The 18,745-nt window shown below is 69.7% G+C and carries 20 protein-coding genes; 10 read left to right on the top strand and 10 right to left on the bottom strand.

Going from position 1 to position 18,745, the window contains the following annotated elements:
• Nucleotides 1–172: 172 nt before the first annotated feature.
• Complete coding sequence (locus FB390_RS26785; protein WP_141811452.1) at nt 173–442, top strand: hypothetical protein; 270 nt, start codon at nt 173–175, stop codon at nt 440–442.
• A 108-nt stretch (nt 443–550) separates the two neighbouring features.
• On the opposite strand, the gene FB390_RS26780 is transcribed toward FB390_RS26785, so the two are convergent.
• The 3 genes from FB390_RS26780 to FB390_RS26770 form a co-directional block, all read right to left on the bottom strand.
• A complete protein-coding gene (locus FB390_RS26780) occupies nt 551–1,474 on the bottom strand; it encodes a DUF5995 family protein (protein ID WP_221639375.1) in 924 nt (307 codons plus the stop codon).
• A 247-nt stretch (nt 1,475–1,721) separates the two neighbouring features.
• Nucleotides 1,722–3,425 carry a serine/threonine-protein kinase gene (locus tag FB390_RS26775; RefSeq protein WP_246124219.1) on the bottom strand — a complete coding sequence of 568 codons (1,704 nt, stop codon included), beginning with the start codon at nt 3,423–3,425 and terminating at the stop codon, nt 1,722–1,724.
• 80 nt (nt 3,426–3,505) lie between these two features.
• Nucleotides 3,506–4,426: an LLM class F420-dependent oxidoreductase gene (locus FB390_RS26770; protein WP_141811451.1), complete on the bottom strand. Its 921-nt coding sequence runs from the start codon at nt 4,424–4,426 to the stop codon at nt 3,506–3,508.
• A gap of 142 nt (nt 4,427–4,568) precedes the next feature.
• On the opposite strand from FB390_RS26770, the gene FB390_RS26765 reads away from it, so the two are divergent.
• A complete protein-coding gene (locus tag FB390_RS26765) occupies nt 4,569–5,051 on the top strand; it encodes a gluconokinase (protein ID WP_141812046.1) in 483 nt (160 codons plus the stop codon).
• Here FB390_RS26765 and FB390_RS26760 read toward each other — a convergent pair.
• Together FB390_RS26760 and FB390_RS26755 are read right to left on the bottom strand one after the other, a co-directional pair.
• Entirely contained in the window at nt 5,048–5,842 is a 795-nt protein-coding gene (locus FB390_RS26760; RefSeq protein ID WP_141811450.1) for a M50 family metallopeptidase, read from the bottom strand. The genes FB390_RS26765 and FB390_RS26760 overlap by 4 nt on opposite strands.
• Before the next feature lie 61 nt (nt 5,843–5,903).
• Complete coding sequence (locus FB390_RS26755; protein WP_141811449.1) at nt 5,904–6,953, bottom strand: Gfo/Idh/MocA family protein; 1,050 nt, start codon at nt 6,951–6,953, stop codon at nt 5,904–5,906.
• Between the two features lie 119 nt (nt 6,954–7,072).
• Here FB390_RS26755 and FB390_RS26750 point away from each other — a divergent pair, with 119 nt between their 5' ends.
• The 6 genes from FB390_RS26750 (at nt 7,073) to FB390_RS26725 (ending at nt 12,424) form a co-directional block, all read left to right on the top strand.
• Entirely contained in the window at nt 7,073–7,546 is a 474-nt protein-coding gene (locus FB390_RS26750; protein WP_141811448.1) for an RrF2 family transcriptional regulator, read from the top strand.
• A 1-nt stretch (nt 7,547) separates the two neighbouring features.
• Entirely contained in the window at nt 7,548–8,771 is a 1,224-nt protein-coding gene (locus FB390_RS26745; protein ID WP_141811447.1) for a globin domain-containing protein, read from the top strand.
• Between the two features lie 522 nt (nt 8,772–9,293).
• Nucleotides 9,294–9,755 carry a CBS domain-containing protein gene (locus FB390_RS26740; RefSeq protein ID WP_141812045.1) on the top strand — a complete coding sequence of 154 codons (462 nt, stop codon included), beginning with the start codon at nt 9,294–9,296 and terminating at the stop codon, nt 9,753–9,755.
• Nucleotides 9,756–9,885: 130 nt separating this feature from the next.
• Nucleotides 9,886–10,530, top strand: coding sequence for a membrane protein YczE (gene yczE, locus FB390_RS26735; RefSeq protein ID WP_141811446.1), 645 nt, complete (start codon nt 9,886–9,888; stop codon nt 10,528–10,530).
• 148 nt (nt 10,531–10,678) lie between these two features.
• Nucleotides 10,679–11,626 carry a GlxA family transcriptional regulator gene (locus FB390_RS26730; protein WP_141811445.1) on the top strand — a complete coding sequence of 316 codons (948 nt, stop codon included), beginning with the start codon at nt 10,679–10,681 and terminating at the stop codon, nt 11,624–11,626.
• A gap of 63 nt (nt 11,627–11,689) precedes the next feature.
• Nucleotides 11,690–12,424: an HD domain-containing protein gene (locus FB390_RS26725; RefSeq protein ID WP_141811444.1), complete on the top strand. Its 735-nt coding sequence runs from the start codon at nt 11,690–11,692 to the stop codon at nt 12,422–12,424.
• A gap of 7 nt (nt 12,425–12,431) precedes the next feature.
• On the opposite strand, the gene FB390_RS26720 is transcribed toward FB390_RS26725, so the two are convergent.
• Complete coding sequence (locus FB390_RS26720) at nt 12,432–13,184, bottom strand: siderophore-interacting protein (RefSeq protein WP_141811443.1); 753 nt, start codon at nt 13,182–13,184, stop codon at nt 12,432–12,434.
• Between the two features lie 131 nt (nt 13,185–13,315).
• On the opposite strand from FB390_RS26720, the gene FB390_RS26715 reads away from it, so the two are divergent.
• Complete coding sequence (locus tag FB390_RS26715; protein ID WP_141811442.1) at nt 13,316–14,143, top strand: NADPH-dependent oxidoreductase; 828 nt, start codon at nt 13,316–13,318, stop codon at nt 14,141–14,143.
• Between the two features lie 6 nt (nt 14,144–14,149).
• Here the strand turns inward: FB390_RS26715 and FB390_RS26710 are convergent, their stop codons facing one another.
• From FB390_RS26710 to FB390_RS26700, 4 genes are all read right to left on the bottom strand, one after another.
• On the bottom strand, nt 14,150–15,142 hold the full coding sequence (locus FB390_RS26710; protein ID WP_141811441.1) for an LLM class flavin-dependent oxidoreductase: 993 nt from the start codon (nt 15,140–15,142) through the stop codon (nt 14,150–14,152).
• A 65-nt stretch (nt 15,143–15,207) separates the two neighbouring features.
• Nucleotides 15,208–16,035: a serine hydrolase domain-containing protein gene (locus tag FB390_RS26705; RefSeq protein WP_221639374.1), complete on the bottom strand. Its 828-nt coding sequence runs from the start codon at nt 16,033–16,035 to the stop codon at nt 15,208–15,210.
• Entirely contained in the window at nt 15,960–16,391 is a 432-nt protein-coding gene (locus FB390_RS33975; protein ID WP_221639373.1) for a hypothetical protein, read from the bottom strand. Before FB390_RS33975 ends, FB390_RS26705 begins: the two co-directional genes overlap by 76 nt.
• Nucleotides 16,388–17,074, bottom strand: a complete 687-nt coding sequence (locus FB390_RS26700; RefSeq protein WP_141811440.1) for a TetR/AcrR family transcriptional regulator — start codon at nt 17,072–17,074, stop codon at nt 16,388–16,390. The genes FB390_RS33975 and FB390_RS26700 overlap by 4 nt, the downstream gene beginning before the upstream one ends.
• A 164-nt stretch (nt 17,075–17,238) precedes the next feature.
• Between FB390_RS26700 and FB390_RS26695 the strand changes: the two genes are divergently transcribed.
• Nucleotides 17,239–18,678 carry an amino acid permease gene (locus FB390_RS26695; protein WP_141811439.1) on the top strand — a complete coding sequence of 480 codons (1,440 nt, stop codon included), beginning with the start codon at nt 17,239–17,241 and terminating at the stop codon, nt 18,676–18,678.
• Nucleotides 18,679–18,745: the final 67 nt, after the last annotated feature.

Below are 18,745 nucleotides of genomic sequence, written 5' to 3'. Positions count from 1 at the left end.
ATCCACCCGGTGAAGCGCGATGTCCAGCGAAAACCGAATTTTGCAAACTCGAGCACACTCCTGGTCTCGCTGCCTGCGAGGTGCCTAACGTCGTGTGCAAGCAAGGTGCCGGGTGAGCTGATCCGCACGGATGCGATCCAACAGGAAACGCCCAAGTGGTCGAGGAGGACTCATGCGCAGCTACCTGGTCAAGGTGCACTGCTGCGGCACCCGATGGATCGTGCACGTCCCTGCGTTGGACCGCTGGACCCTGGTCACCGAAAAGTCGTCCATCAAGCAGATTGCCCGCCAGATGATTTCGATTCTGGCCGGGGCGGAACCCGCCTCGTTCGAAGTGGATCTCGTCGAGGGACGGGCACTGTCGACGGTCGGCGAGTTCGCCCCCGATCCCGGTGCGCTTCGCCGTTGGGACCCTGCGCCGACCAGAGCCCCGTCGCGGTAGCCGACGTACTTCGCCACACAGCGGTTTCGTACGCCCCGCAGACGCTGCAACCGCTGTGAAGTGTGTAAGTCTCTGTTCGCGGCCGACTTTCGGGATGGGAGGAGGGATTCAGAGCCCGCCGAGGGCCGCGAGAACTTCGAAGGCGCTGTCGGCGGTGCGCCAGAGGAGGTCCGTCTCGGTGCGGACGGTGGGGGCGAGAGTGGGGTCTTGGAGGGCGAGGCCGTTGCCGAAGATGACGACGTTGGCGCCGGCGTCGGCGAGGCGGAGGAGGGGGACGGTCGCGACGCCCGCGCCGAGCACGGTGTCGAGTCCTTCGCCGAGGAAGTAGAAGCGCCAGAGCGGTCCGAGGTCGCCGCCGTAGATCGCCTTGGTCGCGTCGACGATGAGGAAACCGTTGCTCGCGATCGCGTCGACGATGCGGAAGTAGTCGGGTGCGTTGGCGAGGGTGCCGCGCACCGCCGCGACGGAGAGCGAGAGGTCGACGGTGAGGTGGGCGTTGTAGCCCGCCATCGCCACCCGCGCCGCGGACAGTTGGCACTGCTTGGTCAGCGCGAAGTAGTGCGCCCACTGCGGTTCGGCCACGGCGCCGGTGAATTCGGCGTGCACGGCCCGCAGGAAGCGGGACAGCAGGTCGAGGCTGATGTCGTGCGCCCACTCGCGATCGTCGAAGGCGGCGGGGTCGCGTTGCAGCGGCATCACGGCGGACTGCTCGACGATGTCGAGTCCCAGCGCGAGCAGTCCGCGCCGGTCCCGGTGCTCGACGAGGATCTCGGCGATGCGGTGATGGTTGTCGACCGCTTGTTCAAGCTGTTGCATGGATGTGCCGGTCAGCGCGGTCGGGTCGGAGAGTTCGGCGATGGTGTCGATCGCGTCGGCGGACAGCGGTGTGCCGCAGGCGGTGTCGAGCGTCGAGGCCCTCGCGGCGGGCGGTGCGGGCAGGCCCGCCGTCAACGCGGCGGCGAGCGCGAGCGCGAACACCAAGGCGCGCAGGGGAACATTGCGGTCCACGACACGCGTGCTCGGCGGATTCATCCATGCCTCCGTCGGTGCTTGGTCGATAGTCGATGTCGGGTCGATCACCGGTGCTGGTCGATCGTCGATATTCGGTCGTTCACCGATGCCGGGCTCTTCGTCGATGCCGATACTCGTCCGCGCGACACGCACGGAGTTCGAAAAGTCAAGCGCCCGTGCGCAATCGACGGCGTCCGAGGTCGATCGGAAAGAAGCGTCGGATGGAGCAGGCCAAGCCTAACCGAAACAGCCCGCCGCGGCGGAATAGTCAGCCCTTGTGCAACGTGCCCGCGATGGTGCCGCCGAACACACCTGGCGTGCTGTAGGACAGCGAACCGTCCGATTGCAGCCGCACCGTCGAGGTGGAGCCGTCGTCGGCGCAATCGTTGGGACTGTCGGCGCTGAGCCGCGCGACGAACGTGAGCTGACTGTCGGTGGCGGCGGTGAGCCGCTCGATCCGCCCGCAGCGCTGCCGGGACACCTTGCCGGTGTTCGCCGAGGTGGCGACCTCCTCGCCGACTTCGCCTTCCCTGACGGTCAATTCGATGTCGAAGGTGACGAGGCCGTCCGCGGCGCTGCCGCGCCAGACGCCGACGAATGCCGTGGGCACATTGGACACCGAGGCGCCTGCCTCGGTGGAACCCCCTGCGACCGTGGTCGTCCCGCCACTCCCGGGGTCGGAGTTCCCGCGCAGCTGAGTGCCGATGACGAACGCGCCGATCGCGACCACCACGCACACCACCAACAGTCCGGCCAGCAGCGGACCTCGGCGGCGAACTCGCGCGCCTCCCGAATTCGCTCCCGTGTGCTGCTGATGGGAGATGGCATTCCGCGCCGGAGCGAACCCGGGTCGCGACGCCGCGTCCTGCCAGGCTTGGTGGGACGGGGATTCGGCGACTGGCGCGCGGTGCGGGGACGAACCCATGCGCTGCCACTGCGCCGCGGGCGTTTCCGGATGCTGCCACTGCGCCGCGGGCGTTTCCGGTCGGCCGAAACCTTGCCCGCTTCCTGACGACTGCGCCGTCGGCGACCACCCACCCAATTCCACCGGCCCCGAATCCAGATCGAGCAACCGCACCGCCCGCACGCTCACCTCTTCCAGCACCGGAGGAGGCAACCACCCGGCCCGCTCCGGCACACCGAGCGTGGTCAACTCGTCCAGCAGCTGCCGCGGCGTCGGCCGGGTGGCGGGTTCCTTCGCGAGGCAGGAGGCGACGAGCGGCCGCAGCCGGTCGGGCACGGCGTCCAAGCGCGGATCCTCGTACATGATGCGCCACAGCATCTGCATCGTGTCGCCCGTGCCGAACGGCCCGTGTCCGGCGGCGGCGAACGCCAGCACGCCGCCGAGCGCGAAAACGTCGCCCGGCGGACCGACCGGTTCACCGGTCACCTGCTCCGGACACATGAAACCCGGTGAGCCGATGACCTTTCCGGTCGTGGTGAGCGCGGTGTCCTCGACGGCGCGCGCGATCCCGAAATCGATCACCTTCGGTCCGTCCACGGCGAGCAGCACGTTGGAAGGCTTCAGATCGCGATGCACCACCCCGGCCTCGTGCACCGCGATCAGCGCCTCGGCCAGGCCGCGGGCAAGCACCAGCAGGGTGGGCTCGGCGAAAGTGCCGAACCGTTCCACCGCCTCCGAGAGCGCGAACCCCGCGACGTAGCCGGTCGCCAGCCAGGGCGGGTCGGCGTCCACGTCGGCGTCGAGCACCGGTGCGGTGAACTGGCCGCCGACCCGCCGCGCCGCCGCGACCTCGCGCCGGAACCTGGTGCGGAATTCGTTGCCGCCCACCAGATCCGGGCGGATCACCTTCACCGCGACGGTGCGTCCGCCCGCGTTGCGCCCGAGATAGACCCGGCCCATTCCGCCCGCGCCGAGCACGCCGAGGAGCCGGTAGTCGCCGATCCGTCGCGGATCGTCCATGCCGAGCGGTTGCATCGCGAAGTCGGTTCCCTTCGAACGGTCGAACATCGAAAGGCTACCGACCGCCGCCCGGCGAAACCGAACGGCGCGGCGACCCCATTTCGACGGGCAGCCGCGCCGCGCGTGCGTCAGAGCTGGGACTTGACCTTGTCCGCGATCAGTTCCAGGTGCCCAAGATCGTCGAGATCCAGGATCTGCAGATAGATACGGCCCGCGCCGATCTCGGCGTAGCGGCCGATCTTGTCGACCACCTCGTCGGGCGAGCCCGCGAGACCGTTGGTCTTCAGCTCCTCGACCTCGCGGCCGATGGCCGCGGCACGACGGGCCACCTCGGCGTCGCTCTCGCCGACGCAGACCACCAGCGCGTTGGAGTACACCAGGTCGTCGGCGCGCCGCCCGTAGGCCTCCGCCGCGGCGCGGACCCGCTCGAACTGGCGGGCGCTGTCCTCCAGCGAGGCGAACGGCATGTTGAACTCGCTCGCGTACTGGGCCGCCAGCCGCGGCGTGCGGGTGGCGCCGTGGCCGCCGATGAGCACCGGCACCGGATCCTGCACCGGCTTGGGCAGCGCGGGGGAGTCGGTGAGCTGGTAGTGCTTGCCCGCGAAGCTGAAGGTGTCGCCGGGCTTGGTCGCCCAGAGCCCGGTGACGATCGCGAGCTGTTCCTCGAAGCGCGCGAACTTGTCCGACGGGAACGGGATGCCGTAGGCGGCGTGTTCCTCGGCGAACCAGCCGCTGCCGAGCCCGAGCTCGACCCGCCCGCCGGACATCTGATCGACCTGCGCGACCTGGATCGCGAGCGGGCCGGGCAGCCGGAAGGTGGCCGCGGTGACCAGCGTGCCGAGGCGGATCCGGCGCGTCTCCCTGGCGAGACCGGCGAGCGTGATCCAGGCGTCGGTGGGACCGGGCAGACCGTCGGAGTCGCCCATCGCCAGGTAGTGGTCGGAGCGGAAGAACGCGTCGAACTCCAAGTCCTCCGCGGCTTTCGCGACGTTCAGCAGGGTGTCGTAGTCCGCGCCCTGCTGCGGCTCGGTGAAGATGCGCAGTTTCATGACATCCATCGTGCCCGAGGTATATGCCCGCCTCGAACCGCGGACCCCCGGGAGTGGCCGATGCCACTAGGGTCGGCTGCGAGCCGCCGCGTCGTCGAGGAGGACATCCGTGACCGAAGCCCCAGCCCCGCGCGTCGTCGTCATGGGCGTCTCCGGATCCGGTAAGTCGACCGTCGGCGACAGGCTCGCGCACGCGTTGCGGGTCGTGTTCGCCGAGGGCGACGACTTCCATCCGCCCGCCAACGTCGCCAAGATGACAGCCGGCGAACCGCTCACCGACGCCGACCGCGCCCCCTGGCTGGACCGCATCGCCGCCTGGCTGGCCGAGCAGTCGGGCCGGGGCGGCGTAGTCAGCTGCTCGGCACTGAAGCGCGGCTATCGGGATCGGTTGCGGACGGCCGCGCCCGATGTCCTGTTCCTGCACCTGACGGCGACCCGCGAGGAGCTGGCCCGCCGGATGTCCACGCGCCGAGACCATTTCATGCCGCCGAGCCTGCTCGACTCCCAGCTCGCCGCCTTGGAACCGCTCGGCGCCGACGAGCGCGGCATCGTCGTCGACGCGACCCGCGCGCCCGCGGACCTGGTCCGGGAGACGATCGCGGTCCTGGACAGCTGCCGCTCCTAGCGCACGCCGGGCGGCGCGCACTCGCCCGACACCACCGGCAGACAGATCCCCGTCGCGTCCGACAACATCAGCCCACCGCCGACGATCAGCGCGGCGACCGCGACCAGTCCGAAGAACAACACCCACAGCAGCCCGGGAAGGTGGGTCAGCCGGGCCAGCTGATCGGCGTCGGAGTCGACGTTCCCCGGCTGTCGCCAGCGGTGCACCCGCCCGCGCTGCATCTCGATGACCGGACGCAGACCGGCGAGCAGCAGGAACCACGCGGCGAGATAGGCGAACGCGGCCTGCACCGTATCGGTGCCGAACCAGGACACCGCGAACACCGTCGCGCCCACCACGACGACCGTGAAAAGCCCGTAGATGTTGCGGACCTTGATCAGCACGGCGGCGAGCAGCGCGATGGACGTCCACAGCATCAGCGTGATGCGATCCGCGCCGAGCAGCGCCGCGAAACCCAGTCCGAGCAGCGGCGGCGCGGGGTAGCCCGCCATGGCGGTGAGAATCATGCCGGGGCCGTAGGGTTTTCCGCTGGAGACGGTCAGCCCCGAGGTGTCGGAGTGCAGCGTGATGCTGTTGAGCCTGCGGCCGGTGAGCAGCGCGGTGAACGCGTGCCCGCCCTCGTGCGCGATGGTCACGACGTTGCGGGTGATTCGCCACAGCGGTCCGTAGCCGACGAGCACCAGCGCCGCCACCCCCGTGACGACGACCAATTGCCAAGGTGGTGGGGTCTGCGTGGTGGTGAGCCGATCCGCGATGGAGGCGCCGCGGTCGACCAGTTCGGCGGTGTTCACCGCCGCACCCTATCGGTCGCGCGCCGTAACCGCACCGGGGACGAATCCATCCGGGCGGTGTTCAGACGAGTTGCGTGGTCCCCGACTCGGCCGATCGGCGGGCCGCCGCGAGCACCCGGAGCGCCGCGACGGCGTCGCGCGGGTCGACCGGGACCGGCGCGCCGTCCAGGATCGCGGCGGCCATCTCGGCGTAGAAGGCCGGGTAGTCGCCCGCGAGCGTCGGGTGCGGTGAAAGATCCGGTTCGGCGCCGAGCAATCCCCACCGTGCGGATTCCACTGTCCCCCAGTCGTCTTCGCGCGGATCGCGACCCGCGCGCAACGCGTCTTCCTGCGGGTCCAGGCCGTAGGTGACGTATCCGGCGTCCGCGCCGAGCACCCGGAAGCGTGGACCGAGCCGAGGCGCCACCGCGCTCATCCACAGGTGCGAGCGGACACCGTTCTCGTGGGTCAGCGCGAGGAAGACGTCGTCGTCGGTCTGGATGCCGGGGCGCCGACGGTCCACCTCCCCGTACACCGAGCGGACCGGGCCGAACAGCGTCAACGCCTGATCGACCAGGTGACTGCCGAGATCGAAGAGCAGTCCCGCGCCGTCGGCGGCGCTGCCGACCTCGCGCCAGCCGCCCTTCGGCACCGGACGCCACCGCTCGAACCGGGACTCGAAGCGCCGCACCGCACCGAGCCTGCCGCTCTCGACCAGCTCGCGGACCGTCCGAAAATCACCGTCCCAGCGCCGATTCTGGAAGACCGACAGCGCGACGCCCGCTCGTTCGGCGTGCGCCACCACCTCCTCGGCCTCGCCGACGGTGACGGCGAACGGCTTGTCCACCACCACCGGGATCCCCGCGTCCAACGCACGCGCGGCCAGCGGTGCGTGGGTGCGGTTGGGCGTCGCGACGACCACCAAGTCGATGCCGCGGATGTCCTCGAACAGCGCGTCGGCGTCGGGGAAGACCCGCACCCCGTCGTGCGCGCGACGGGCCTGCTCGGCGCGCTCCGCCGACCCGGTGACCACCGCCGCCACCCGCATCCGCGGTTCCGCGGCGATCAGCGGCGCATGGAACACCGCACCGGCCAGGCCGTATCCGACGACTGCCACCTCCAGGCTGCTCATCCTCCCGACGCTACCGCCCGGCGCTCGCCCGCCCACGCGGCGGCGCTCGAGCCGCGACGTCCTGGTTATCCCGCTCACAAAATTGGTATCCCAGATGAGAATTATCGTAGTTTCGGGGCATGCAACTCACCCGGTTCACCGACCTCGGACTGCGGGTCGTCATGCGGCTTGCGGTGGTCGGCGAGGGTGAACGTCCGGGTAGCCGGGAGATCGCCGACCAGCTGGCGGTTTCCTACGCCCACGTGGCGAAAGTGATCACCCGGCTCGGCGAACTCGGCGTCGTGGACGCGCGCCGCGGGCGCAGCGGGGGTCTGGCGATCACCGAACTCGGGCGCACCGCCTCGGTCGGCTGGCTGGTGCGCCGCCTCGAAGGCGAGGGCGAAGTCGTCGAATGCGACGGAGTCAATCCGTGCCCGCTGCGCGCGGGCTGCCTGCTGCGTTCGGCATTGCGTCGTGCTCAGGAGGCCTTCTTCGAGTCCCTGGACACTCTCACCATCGAGGACCTCACCCGAACCCCCACGCGCACAGTACTTCTCGCTCTACCTCGGGTAGGGGAGACGAGCTCAGCGATTTCTGCAACGAATGGAGAATGACATGCTCTCGGCGACCGCGACGGAGATCATCCGCGCCACGCTACCTGCGGTGGGTGCGGGGATCGACGACATCACGACGCTGTTCTACCGCAGGATGTTCGCCGCTCATCCTGAACTCGAACGCGACCTGTTCAATCGGGGCAACCAGAGCCAAGGCGGGCAGCAGAAGGCGCTCGCCGGCGCCATCGCGGCCTTCGCCGCGCTGCAACTGGAACCCGATCAGGAACGCGTCGACCTGATCTTGTCGCGGATCGCGAACAAGCACGCCTCGCTGGGCGTCGAACCTGCCCAGTACCAGATCGTGCACACCTACCTGTTCCAGGCGATCGCCGAGGTTCTCGGTGAGGCCGTGACCGCCGAGGTCGTCGCGGCATGGGACGAGCTGTACTGGTTGATGGCCGAGACGTTGATCGCGATGGAAGCCGGGCTGTATCGGGCCGCGGGTGTCGCCGACGGGCAGGTGTGGCGGCAGGTGCGTGTGCGCGAGCGTCGCCACGAGTCGGGCGACGCGGTCTCCTTTGTGCTCACCTCGCTCGACGGCGCGCCGCTGCCGTCGTTTTCGCCGGGGCAGTACCTTTCGGTGGGCGTGTATCTGGAAGACGGTGCCCGCCAGATCCGGCAATACAGTTTGTCCTCGGCGCCCGCGAGTGGGGATTGGCGCATCACCGTCAAGCGGGTCGATGCCCACCTGCTGCCCGATGGTGCGATCGCCCCGGCCGGGGAAGTGTCGAACTTCTTGTATCGCAACGTGTTCGAAGGCGACGTCCTCGATGTCACCACCCCGTTCGGTGATCTGGTCCTGCAAGACGACGACGCGCCGCTGCTGCTGATCTCCGCCGGTATCGGATGCACCCCGATGATGGGCATGCTCAGCCACCTCGCCGAGACCGCCGACCCGCGCTCGATCTCGGTGATCCATGCCGATCGCGCGCCCGCCAGCCACGCCCACCGCGCCGAGCTTGCCGAGCTCGTCGACCGGCTGCCACTGGCGGTCATGCACCGCTGGTACGAGGACCTCGGCGCCCGCCGCCCCGAGAACGGGCTGCGGGAAGGCCGCGCCGACCTCGCAGAGATCACCATCGCCGAAGGCACCCACGTATACCTTTGCGGGCCACTGCCTTTCATGCTCGGCATGCGCGAAGCGCTCCTGGGCAAGGGCGTAGCGGCGCAGAACATCCACTACGAGGTCTTCGGTCCCGACAGCTGGGCCGCCGCCCCGGCCTAGCCGATATCCGAGAGCACAGGGCCTCCCGTCCCCACCGACAGCGAGGCCCATGCCGCTGCCGCTGGACCGCTCGCTGGCGACCCATGGGCAACAGCACCCGATGGTGCTCGCCGAATCGCGGAGCGGCACGGAGTCGCCTCGCGGGTCGACGCGAAGGTGGTCGTCGAGCCCGTGCGGGCCGGGGCCGCCGCTGGGAGGGGAGCGAACGGCGCGTTTCAGCGCGGGTAGCTCGGCTCGGTCGGTGCCGTGTCTTCTTCGGGGAAGCTGCCCGCCGCTAGCTGGAGCGCGTCGCCCTATACGCCTGGAGTGAAACCGGCGGCTCGTCGCTGCCGGTGAACCGGTGGGACGCCGCCACTGAGTCGGCGGCGGCCGTGTTGGCAACGTCTTGCTGGGTTCGGACGCAGCCGCGTCGATCGTCGTCCGCGACCGGTGAGCAGCCGAATCCGGGGTATGCCCATCGAGGGCGCGGGCACCGCGACCGCGGACTGCCTGCCTGTACGAGGCATAGAAGGGAGACCTGCGATGACGACCGCACAGATGATCATGCACTCCGACGTGGCCTGTCTCAACGTGCGCGACACCATGCAGACCGCGGCTCAGCGGATGCACCAACTGGATGTGGGCGCGCTGCCGATCTGTGATGGGGAAGGTCGTCCGGTCGGCATAGTCACCGATCGTGACATCGTCGTCAAGTGCATAGCTCACGGCCGTACTCCGAAGACGACGACGGCCGGTGAGCTGGCTCAAGGCGCGGAAGAACTGCACACCATCGACGCGGGTGCGGATATCGGCGACGCGCTCGCACTCATGGAGCGTTACCAGATCCGGCGGCTGCCGGTGACCGAGCGCGGACGCCTCGTCGGCATCATCACCGAAGCCGATCTGGCACGTCGCATGCCCGATCAAACGGTCGGCGAGTTCGTCGAAGCGGTGTGCGCACAACATCTTCCGGCCGCGACTTCCGACACCACGACAACGCCCTAGCGACTGACGCCAACGATCATCGGCGTGCGTTTCGATCCGGGCTCGGCTCCGAGGAGACGAGCCCGGAAGGTGGGCCAGTTGTGCGCCACTGGCTCTGTTGTTCCAGGCCAGTGGTCGTCATGCTGGGCGAATGCTTCTTCGGCGGTTGGTCGCGCTCTACAGCGGGTTGTGGATGTACGGGTTCTCCATGGCGGTGATGGTGCGCGCCGGGCTGGGGCTCGACCCGTGGGACGTCTTCCACCAGGGCGTCGCCAATCACGTGCCGCTCAGCTTCGGCGCGGTGACCGCCGTGACCGGCGCGGTGGTTCTGCTCGCCTGGATTCCGTTGCGGCAGCGCCCCGGACTGGGCACGGTCAGCAATATCGTGGTCATAGGGCTGTCGGTGGACGCCGGGTTGTGGCTGCTGCCGACGTGGGAATCACTGCCGGTGCGGATCGCCGCGATGCTCGCGGCCGTCGTGCTCAACGCCGCCGCCACCGTCCTCTACATCGGCGCGGGCATGGGTCCAGGCCCGCGCGATGGCCTGATGACTGGCCTGGTTCGCCGCACCGGCTGGTCCGTCCGATCGATCCGCACCACCATCGAGGTTACCGTCCTCGCGACCGGCTGGCTCCTCGGCGGCAGCGTCGGCATCGGCACCCTCGTATACGCCTTCGGCATCGGCCCGCTGATCCAGCTCATGATCCCCGCCGTCGATCGCCACCTCCCCGGCTTCCATACCGTCCACCGCCCCGCGCAGAGCACGGCAGGTGAACCCGCGGCCGTGGATCGCTGAGCGCAGGCCGGTCGAACCGCTTCCGCGCGGCGGGGTTCGGCCTATGCCGGTTCGATACGCGGCCGCCGAAAGCAAACGCCCCGCCCAGGTCCGGATCCGAGGGTTGCGTGTCCTTGTGGACACGCACGTCCCGCCCCAGACTGGCTGTATGGAACAGGACCGGGGCGACGTGGTGGTGGCGATCGCGGAGGGCGTGCTGCTGCTCGACGTCGCCGGACCCGTGCAGGTCCTGCACTGGGCGGGCCATCGCATCCGATTCGCCTCGCCGGACGGCGCGCCGGTGCGCACCGATGTCGGTGCGCCGCTCGGAGTAGAGGGCTCGATCGACGAACTCGCCCCTCGCGCCGACACCCTGCTCGTGCCCGGCTACGCGGTCGGCGCTCCACTGCCGCCGGACCTGGTGCGAGCGGTCGGCGCGGCCGCGACGAGCGCGCGCCGCGTGGCGTCGGTGTGCACCGGCGCTTTCGTGCTCGCCGAGGCAGGTCTACTGGACGGACGGCGGGCGACCACGCACTGGCTGGCGTGCGACGAACTGGCGCAACGATTTCCGCGCGTCGCCGTGCAACCGGACGCGATCTACGTGCGCGACGGCCTGATCGTCACCTCCGCGGGCGTGAGCGCGGGCATCGACATGGCACTGGCGCTGGTCGAAGAGGATCACGGGCCCGAGGCCGCGCGCTCGATCGCCAAACACCTCGTGGTCTTCCTGCGCCGTCCCGGCGGCCAGTCACAGTTCAGCCTGCACACCGGCATCGCGACGCCGCGAGCGGGCGGCCTGCGCGCGGCGGTGGATTCCGTCGTCGCCGATCCCGCTGCCGATCACAGCCTTTCCGCGCTCGCGGCACGCGCTGCGGTGAGCGAACGCCACCTGACCAGGTTGTTCCGCAAGGAAATCGGTATGACCCCGGCCCAGTACGTGGAGCGCGCCCGGATCGAGACGGCCCAGCGCCTGCTGGAGGCGGGCGACGAGGGCGTGGCGACCGTCGCCCGCCGCAGCGGTCTCGGCTCCGAGGAGACCATGCGGCGCACCTTCCTCAAACGGCTCGGCGTCACGCCGACCGACTACCGCAACAGATTCCGCGCGGCAGCGCGCTGAATTCCCATCCGCGCGCCGTATCCCGCGGCGCGACGGCGTATTTTATCGAACGAGGGGAGACCCATGTCCATATCACGTCGCACCGCCCTCGGCGCCACTTCGGCGGCCGTCGCATTCGCGTGGTCCGCCGATCACGCGCTGGCGCAGGCGGATCCGCTCGCCCTGCCCTCCACGCCGCTGGCGGGCAAGGCCACCGAACTGATCGACCGCGAGCTTGCGCCGCACCTGCGCAACCACAGCGTGCGGGGCTTCCTGTTCGCTCGCGCTGTCGCGGCCCAGCACGGTCTCGCGCCCGGATCCGGTTACGACGACGAGCTGATGTATCTGATCTGCGCGCTGCACGACATCGGCCTCGGCGAGACAGCCAACGGCGACCAGCGTTTCGAGGTCGACGGCGCCGACTACGCCGCCCGCTTCCTGGAGGACAACGGCGTCACCGACGACCGGGTCGACGTCGTCTGGGACGCGATCGCCGCGCACACGTCGGGTCTCAGCGATTCGCCCGTCTACCGCCGCCGCCGTCCGCCGGAGATCTGGATCGCGGTGCAGGGCATCGGTCTCGACATCGGCGGCAGCCCGGCCGACCTGCCGCCCGGCTACGCCGACCTGGTGCACGCGCGCTATCCCCGGCTGGGTGGCAGCCGGGCACTCGCCGACTCCGTCGAAACCCAGGCGCTGGCGAATCCGCGCAAGGCGCCGCCCGGTTCGCTGCCCGGCGACATTCTCCGCCAGCGTCATCCGGAGCTGCCCTACCTGACCTGGGACGCCATCCTGGCCACCAGCGGCTGGGGCGATTGACCGCCGCCTAGCCGACCGGTTCCTTCGCGGCCAGGTCGGCCTTCCACTCGCGGAAACCCTCCTCGGTGCGGCCGCGGCGCCAGTAGCCGGAGATCGACGCGGCCCATTCCGCGGGCACCTGTCGTTCTCTGCGGATGTAGCGGCGCAGGTCGTGCATCACCGCCTGCGCCTCACCGTGGATGAACACCTGGACCCGGCCGTCCCGCCACGGCGTGGCCCGCACCGTCTCGGCGAGCAGTTCGCCCGCGGGCCGCGCGCCGCGGTGCAGCCAGGCGAGTTCGACGCCCGCGGGCTTGTCCAGTTTCAGCTCGTCGTCCGGTCCCGGCACCTCGACGAAGGCGTGACCGACAGCGTCGTCGGGCATCGCCTCCAGCGCGGCCGCGATCGCGGGCAGCGCCGCCTCGTCACCGGCGAGCAGGTGCCAGTCCGCGTCGGCGCGCGGCGAGTACGCGCCACCCGGGCCGTACGCGTCGATGGTCTCGCCAGGCTGCACCGAGGCCGCCCAGGGTCCCGCGATGCCCTCGGAACCGTGGAAGACGAAGTCCGCGACGAGCACTCCGGCCTCGACATCCACCGAGCGGACGGTGTAGGTGCGCAGCACCTCGACGCCGTCGCGCGGGAAGATGAACTTGACGTAGGAATCGGTGAACTCGCTGGGCTGGAACGCGGCGAAGCCCGGCCCGCCGAAGTGGACGCGGACCAGGTGCGGAGTCAGCCATTCGGTGCGCAACACGGTGAGGGTAGTGCGGGGGCGTGCCAAGGGAACCTCCCGGAGAGTAAGTAATTTAGGTATGCCTTACCAACCGTACCCTCGCGGTGTGCCGGGGCGCCGTTCGGCTCACCGTGAGGGTTACCGCAGACGCGTGGCCGGTCGGCCGCCAAGATGAGGGCATGACCCAGATCGCGCCGACCCCGACCGATGCTCTGCGCCAGCGTTACCGCGACGCGGCGCCGGTCGAACCCGCCCACTGGAACCCGGTCCTGCGGGTGCTGCACGAACATCGGTCGGTGCGCCGCTACCTGCCCGATCCGGTGTCCGACGACACGCTGCGGCTGCTGATCTCCGCCGCGCAATCCGCGCCGACATCGTCCAACCTCCAGGTGTGGAGCGTGATCGCGGTCCGTGACGAGGCGCGCAAGGCTCGCCTTGCCGCGCTGGCGGGCGGCCAGGCGCACATCGAGCAGGCGCCGGTGCTGCTGGTGTGGACCGCCGACTTCGCCAGGCTGCGTCAGCTGGCCGACGATCGGGGCGCGCCGCTGGACGGCGCGGACTATCTCGAGTCCAGCTACGTCGGTTTCATCGATGCCGCGCTCGCCGCGCAGAACGCTGTCGTCGCGGCGGAATCGCTCGGGCTCGGCACCGTCTACATCGGCGCGCTGCGCAACAAGCCCGAACAGGTCGCCGCCGAATTGCGCCTGCCGCCACAGGTTTTCGCGGTGTTCGGCTTGGTGGTCGGCCATCCGGACCCGGCCGAGCAGGCCGCGGTGAAGCCGCGGTTGCCGCAGGCGGCGGTGTTGCACCACGAAACCTACGAGCTGTCGGATCAGCGTGAGCACGTCGCGCGCTACGAGGAACGGATCGCCGAGTTCTACGCCGAGCAGGGGCTCACCCACTCCTGGACCGAGCGCGTGCTGGACCGTCTTGCCTCGGCCCGGAGCTTGAACGGCCGCGACCGGCTGCGCGAGTCGCTGGCCGGTCACGGTTTTCCGTTGTACTGAAATACCTTACGCGGCCGCGACTTTGGCGATCAGCTCGAAGGATCGGGCGCGATCCTCGATGTCGTAGACGAGGGTGTTGAGCATCAGCTCGTCGGCTTCGGTGCGCCGCAGCAAGTCGTCGAGCTGACCGCGCACCGTCTCCGGCGATCCCATCACCTGGCCGACGCGGCGCTGTTCGATGAAGTGGCGCTCCCGCTCGGAGGGCCGGAAGGCCGCGGCCTCCTCCGGAGTCGGCAAGGCCCGCGGCCGCCCGGACATCAGGGACAGGAACGCGAGATCGCGCGGACGCGCCATGGCGTCGGCGCGTTCGTCGGTATCGGCGCAGATCGCCGAGAAGGCCACCATGGCGTACGGCTGCTCGAGACGGTCGGAGGGCCGGAAGCTGTTGCGGTACAACTCGAGTGCGGCCTCGGTATTGGTCGGGCTGATGTGGTGGGCGAAGGCGAAACGCACCCCGAGCACCGCCGCGACCTGCGCGCTGTACCCGCTGGAACCGAGCAACCAGATCTCCGGTTCCGCGCCGCGGCCAGGCGTCGCGGTGATGCCGCCGGGTCCCGCGCCGCGGAAGTACCGCAGCAGATCGGCCAGCTCGCTGGGGAACGATTCCGCCGAAAGTCCCTCACTGGTGCGCCGCAGCGCCAGGGCGGTGGCCTGGTCGGTACCGGGCGCGCGGCCGATGCCGAGATCGATCCGGCCGGGATGCAGCGCGTCGAGGGTGCCGAACTGCTCGGCCACCACCAGGGGCGCGTGGTTGGGCAACATGACACCGCCCGAACCCACCCGGATCGTCGTGGTCGCCGCCGCCAGGTGCGCGATGACCACGCTCGGCGACGAGCTGGCGATGCCCGGCATGTTGTGGTGCTCGGCCACCCAGAACCGTCGATAGCCCAGCGCCTCGGTCCGCCGTGCCAGTTCCGTGGTGGCGGCGAGCGCCGCACTGGGGCTCGCGCCGGTCTGCACAGGCGCGAGATCGAGAACGGACAGCGGGACGTCGATCATGCGGCTCCTTCAGGGCAGACGGCCACCGATGCAACGCCCTGCGTCATCGACATATTTCCCGCGCGTCAGCCCGCGTCGGCGAGTGCGCGGAAGACCGCGATCGTCTCCGCTTCGTCCTGGGTGGTGCCGTGGTCACTGAGCTTGACGACGACGGTGCGGCTCGGCGGGTCGACGTAGATGTACTGGCCGTAGACGCCGATGGCCATGAGGTCGGGTTCGGCGCCCGTCGGATGCCACCATTGCGCGCCGTAACCCCAGTCGATGACCGGCAGCGGCGAAGGAGTGGAGATCCGCTCGATCCACGCGGGCGGGATCACCTCGGTCGTGCCGACCCGGCCGCCGTCGAGCACCAGCTGACCGATCTTGGCGAAATCGCGGGCGGTGGCGTTGAGGCAGCAGAACGCCTTCTCCTGTCCGCCCGCCCGGTCGAGGTTCCACAGCGCGTCGTCCTCGGCGCCGATGGGAGCCCAGATCTCCTGCGCGAGAAGTTCACCGAGCGGTTTGCCTGCCACCCTGGCGAGCGCCATGCCGAGCAGCTGAGTGTCCACGCTGCGGTAATCGCCGCGGCTGCCGGGCGCGAACCGCAGGTCGCGATGGTCGCCGACGAAACCGGCCAGGTCCTCGGTGAGGTACATGCGTGCCGTGCCGGTGAGCGGCCAGTACGGGTTGTAGTTCTCGGAGACGTCCACGCCCGAGGCCATGTCCAGCAGCTGACGGATGGTGATGGTGTCGTACTCGGTGCCGTTGGCGAGCTCGGGCAGGATGTCGACGAGCCGGTCGTCCTCGCGCAGCTCGCCGGCCGCGACAGCGCGGCCGATCAGCAGGGAACAACGGATTTCGCCACCGACCAGGAGGACTGCTTGGTGGTCGGCCCGACGCCCGCGCGGTACCACTCGGTGGTCAGCTTGCCATCGCGTACCACCAGGAACGAGTTGGTGCCGGTGGCGGCGAGGAATTCCGCGGCCGGAACGCGAGAACCCTTCCACGGCACCGTATCCGGCAGCGGCGCCGGTGCGGCGGGGAACCGCCGCGGGGTCGGTGCGGCCGGGACCGTCCGGCTCTCGAACAGGCCGCCCTGCGTGGACGGGGGGTCGCTCAGCAGGTGCACTAGCGTGGTCGGTCCCGGAATGCGCAGCAGCGGCGTGGCGGCGAAGACGGCGCCGATCGCCACGGCAACGGTCACACCGAAGGCCAGGACGATCCGCGGCGCGTAACGGCGCAGCCGGGAGGCGGTGGGCTGGTCAGTCATGAATCGTTCCGCTCGTTGGTGTTCGACAGGGTGCGCGCGTCGACCGCGGTCCAGAATGCCTCGATCATGGTGTCCAGCACCGCGTCCGGCCCGACGGCGGCCAGCCGCCCGGAGTATTCGGCGATGCCGGGATACTCTTCGGCGTCGGCGGCGAAATACTCACGTGTCCAAGCCCTTTCATCGGCATCACGGACTTTCTGCGGCAACACCGCGTAACCCGCGCTGACACCGGCGTAGGACAAGACGCTCACGGCGAGCATGCGCTGGTAGCGGACCACATCGTCGGGGGAGAGGCCGAGCTCGGCCAAAGCGGTGAGCATCATGTCGACCACCGCGAACTCGCCGGGACCCCTTGTCGTGCGCGAGGCGATCGCCGAGCCGACGTACGGGTGACCGACGAAGACCCGCACGACCGCCCTGGCCAGCGCCTCCAGCCGCGCCTTCGGATCCAGCCCGGCGGGCACCTGTTCGTGGGCGAGGGTCAGCAGCCGGTCGCCGACGGCGCGCAGCAGCGCGTCCTTGTCCGCGAAGTGCCGCCACACGGCGGAGCGGTCGACGCCGAGTTCCTCGCCGAGCGCGCGGCCGGTGAGCCCGTCGGGACGACCGCGCGCCGCGATCCGCACCGCCGCCGCCACGATGCGATCCCTGGTCAGCCGGGTCGGTCGAGCGCTGTTGTCCGGCATGGCCCGACTCTCGTCACCGCTGTTGTCATCATTGATGACATCGATGGTGACAGAGAATGCGCGGCCGGGCAACAGCGACTTCGCACGGACCGTGCGCGTCGGCGGCTCGGCGCCCGCCGGTACCGTGACGTGCTGATCTTTCGGATGAGGGAAGGACCGCACGCATGACAGCCTCCGACCGTCGGCTACCAGCGGACGCTGTGCCAACCGCCTCGGCGGGACCGGGCGAGGAGGGCTACTCGCGCGGCCTGAACCCGCGCACGATCCAGATGATCGCCATCGGCGGTGCGATCGGCACCGGCCTGTTCTACGGCGCGGGCGGCGCCATCGAACAGGCGGGGCCGGCGCTGATCCTGGCCTATCTGGCCGCGGGCCTGGCGATCTTCGTGATCATGCGCGCGCTCGGCGAGCTGCTCACCTACCGCCCGATCTCGGGCAGCTTCGCCGAATACGCGCACGAGTTCCTCGGCCGCTTCGCCGGATTCGTGACGGGCTGGACCTACTGGGCGGTGTGGGTCGCGACCTGCATGGCCGAGATCACCGTCGCGGGCAAGTACGTGCAGTACTGGTTCGACATCGAACCGTGGATCACCGCGCTGGTGGTGCTCGCGGTGATGTTCGCGGCCAACATGATCTCGGTGCGGCTGTTCGGCGAGGGCGAGTTCTGGTTCTCCGCCATCAAGGTCACCGCGATCCTGGCGATGATCGCCATCGGCATCGGCGTGCTGGTCTTCGGCATCGGCCACGCGGCCGACCCCACGGTGACCAACCTGTGGGCCGACGGCGGCGTCTTCCCGAACGGTTTCGGCCAGTCCCTGCTCGTGTTGCAGATCGTGCTGTTCGCCTACGTCGGCGTCGAGTTGGTCGGCGTGACCGCCGGCGAGGCGCGTGACCCGCGCACCACGCTGCGCAAGGCGATCAACACCCTGCCCTTCCGCATCGGCCTGTTCTATGTCGGCGCGCTGCTGGTCATCATGTCGGTGGCGAGCTGGCGGTCCTTCCACGCGGGCAAAAGCCCGTTCGTCGAGGTGTTCGAGCAGATCGGCATCCCGGCCGCCGCGGGCATCATCAACTTCGTGCTGCTCACCGCGGCGCTCTCGTCGTGCAACTCCGGGATCTACTCCACCGGCCGCATGCTGCGCAGCCTCTCGCTGCGGCAGGAGGCGCCCGCGCGGTTCAGCGAGCTGAGCGGACGCTCGGTGCCCTACGCCGGCATCACCGCCTCGGCCGCGGCGATGGTCATCGGCGTGGTGGTGAACGTGATCTCGCCGGACAAGGCGTTCGCCTACATCACCTCCGTCTCGACCATCGGCATCATCTTCGTCTGGGGCATGATCCTGGTCTGCCATCTGATCTACCGCGCCAAGGTCGCTCGCGGCCTGCTGCCCGCCAGCGACTACCGCCTGCCCGGCGCGCCGGTGACCTCGATCGTGGCGCTCGCCTTCCTCGGTCTGGTCGTGGTGCTGCTGTTCTGGACCGAGAGCGGCCGCACCGCGATCGTCGTCGGCGCGGTGTGGGCGGTTTTGGTGTGCGGCGGCTACGTACTGATGGAGAAGCTCGGTGGCCGAGCGCGCGAGAAGGCAGAGGTATTCGTCGGCGAGTAGCCGTCGGCCGTCCGGAGTCGGAACGATCGCCCCGCGCCCGTCCCGCGCGGGGCGATCCGCATTTCGG

Origin of the sequence: Nocardia bhagyanarayanae, assembly GCF_006716565.1 — a bacterium.
Taxonomy (GTDB): Bacteria; Actinomycetota; Actinomycetes; order Mycobacteriales; family Mycobacteriaceae; genus Nocardia; species Nocardia bhagyanarayanae.
Note: the sequence above shows the minus strand (reverse complement) of the source record. Positions and strands in the feature narration are given on the sequence as shown.